Genomic DNA, 2,453 nt, shown 5'->3' on the forward strand with positions numbered 1-2,453 from the left:
AGCAAGCGGGTATCGAAGCGCGCGATCTGCGCTTCCAGGGCTTCGATATGGTGCACCACTTCGTCCAGAACAAAACGATGGCAGGCACTCAAATCACGCTGCAACGCATCCAGAATCTCCTCCCCCCGGCTGGCCTTGAGGCGATGGCTCGCCAGGGACAGCACCTCTTGTGTTCAACGTCAACCACCTCGGCCGGTCTGCGGTTGCGGTTGCAGTTGACGCGGTGGTTATGTGTATAGATAATTAAATCCATACACATTGGTAATCTTTCATGGAGTTAAACCCTATGCGTACTAATATCGAAATTGATGACATGCTAATGAACGATGCGCTTAAAGCAACTGGTTTGCGGACCAAGAAGGAAGCCGTAGAGCTAGGTCTTAAGACACTGATAAAATTAAAAAATCAAGAAAACATTAAGCAATTTAGAGGCAAACTGCTATGGTCTGGCAATCTTGATGAGATGCGAAGAGATTCATGATTCTAGTGGACTCCAGCGTTTGGATTGACTACTTCAATGGAAAAGACTCTCCGGAAACTGATTTTCTCGACGGGATGCTGGGAATTGGCGCCGTTGCAACAGGAGATTTGATTCTTATTGAGGTTCTCCAGGGTTTTAGGCATGACAAGGACTACAAAACTGCGAGACGCTTGCTGGATGAGCTGACGATCTTCGAATTGCTTGGTACAAAAATGGCGGTGCAGAGCGCGGATAATTTTCGCAAGCTACGCAAAAAGGGAATTACCATCAGAAAGACTGCCGATGTAATAATTGCATCGTTTTGCATTGAACATCACCTCCCCCTGCTGTTTTCAGATAAAGATTTCAAACCTTTTGTAGAACACCTCGGCCTAAGTAATGCAATTTACATATAACGTGCAGCTTGAGGGATGCGCCGCTGTTAGCGCTTAGTGCCGGTGGAGTTACAACGAGCTTCACTTCAGTGCTGCACGAACCTGCGCCAGAGCGTCAGCAATCGGAACGACTTGTACCGCCCCACTTTTGATGTCAATAATTCTGCGCTCGGTTTTGGCGGCCCACGCTTCCTCAATCTCGGCATCTTCGTCGAGACTGGCGAGCAACAACTGCGCGAAAGCTGCGCGTTCACCGGCGGTGAGTTTCATAGCTTCGGCTTCGAGCAATTCGAGTTGATTTCCCATGGCTAATGTCCCCATTCAGATAGTATAAAGTCATACCGCGAGTGTGGTGCCGAGTGAAGGAGCACTTAGCCAGCTTTTTGACGGTAGATGAAATGCAACCCGGCGTGATCTGTCCGTGCTTGCAGAATAATTTCCCCGTCCATTTGTTCGGCAATACTGCGCACGATGCTCAGGCCCAAACCACTGCCGTCTCCTGCTGAACCGGGAAGCCGGTAAAAAGGATCAAATACGCGCTCCAAGGCCTCGGGCGGAATCCCCGGACCACTGTCCAGCACTTCCAGCAGTACATCATTCCCTTCGCTGCGCACCCGCACGGTCACTTCGGAATGGTCCGGGCTGTAGCGCAGGGCGTTATCCACAGCATTGCGTAACAGGCTGTAAAAGGCAGCGGAACTACCCTGCACGCGCAAAGCTTGTTCGGCATCCATGCCAAAATCTATGTTTTTCAGCTCCGCCAGAGAGTAAAGATCTTCCACAACCTGACGGGCGACGGCGGTCAGATCAACCGGTTCTATCGTGGAAACGCCACTCTGCTGCCTGGCAAAACCCAGCAACTGATCCAACAAATGACGGGTCCGTTCCAAACCATCCTGTAGAGGCAACAAACGTTTTCGACTTTCCTCAAGAGAATCCGCCCGCTGCAGATTTTGCACCTGGAGTGACAAGGCCGTTAGAGGCGTGCGTAATTCATGGGCGGCATCGGCAATAAAACGCCGCTCCTTAGCCAACAACTGCCGAATCCTTTCCAGCAGGCGATTCAGGGATTGTATAAACGGGACAATCTCCTCGGGTACCTGTTCCACAGAAAGCGGCGTGGGTCGGTCGGAATGCTGCTGATCCACGGCCTCGGCCAAGGCATGGATCGGAGCCAGACTGCTGCGGACAATAATCCGTGCAAATATCACCAACAACGGAATCAGAATCAACAAGGGCAACAGGGTCAAACGCGCGCTGGCAAAAGCCGCATCACTGCGCAGATCGGTAGATTGTGCCACGGCCAGCGCCTTATCTGGTCCCAGTCGCCGTACAAAAACCCGCCAGTCCTGATCTTTGACAGCAACCGTATGAAATCCCTGTGATAATTGCGGGGGCAGTGGCAAAGGAGTATCCAGCTTCCCACAATTTGATAAACATAGCGGTTCAACGACAATACGTGCGTCTGGATCAATATCCACATGTCGTTGATCATAGCGGTAAGCATTCTGCCAGACCTGAGGAGGGACCAGTGCAGCAATCTGCTGCAAGGAAGCATCCTGATATTCCTGGGCTTCATTCAGGGATAAAAAGAAAGC

Annotated in this window: 4 protein-coding genes and 1 pseudogene; 2 read left to right on the forward strand and 3 right to left on the reverse strand. The window is 51.2% G+C overall.

Annotation, left to right across the window (positions count from 1 at the left end; genetic code table 11):
* Positions 1-170, reverse strand: a pseudogene (locus AC2VLY_RS07075) (IS110 family transposase); the annotation flags it as partial.
* Between the two features lie 116 nt (positions 171-286).
* On the opposite strand from AC2VLY_RS07075, the gene AC2VLY_RS07080 reads away from it, so the two are divergent.
* The gene (locus AC2VLY_RS07080) at positions 287-481 is read left to right on the forward strand and encodes a type II toxin-antitoxin system VapB family antitoxin (RefSeq protein WP_486891933.1); all 195 of its coding nucleotides are present in this window, start codon (positions 287-289) and stop codon (positions 479-481) included.
* Positions 478-876 carry a type II toxin-antitoxin system VapC family toxin gene (gene vapC, locus AC2VLY_RS07085; RefSeq protein WP_486891934.1) on the forward strand — a complete coding sequence of 133 codons (399 nt, stop codon included), beginning with the start codon at positions 478-480 and terminating at the stop codon, positions 874-876. Before AC2VLY_RS07080 ends, vapC begins: the two co-directional genes overlap by 4 nt.
* 60 nt (positions 877-936) lie before the next feature.
* Here the strand turns inward: vapC and AC2VLY_RS07090 are convergent, their stop codons facing one another.
* On the reverse strand, positions 937-1,161 hold the full coding sequence (locus AC2VLY_RS07090; protein ID WP_486891935.1) for an addiction module protein: 225 nt from the start codon (positions 1,159-1,161) through the stop codon (positions 937-939).
* A 65-nt stretch (positions 1,162-1,226) separates the two neighbouring features.
* On the reverse strand, positions 1,227-2,453 hold a 1,227-nt coding region (locus AC2VLY_RS07095; RefSeq protein ID WP_486922004.1), incomplete at its 5' end, for a sensor histidine kinase.

The sequence above is a fragment of the Acidithiobacillus sp. TH-A36 genome, from assembly GCF_057473445.1.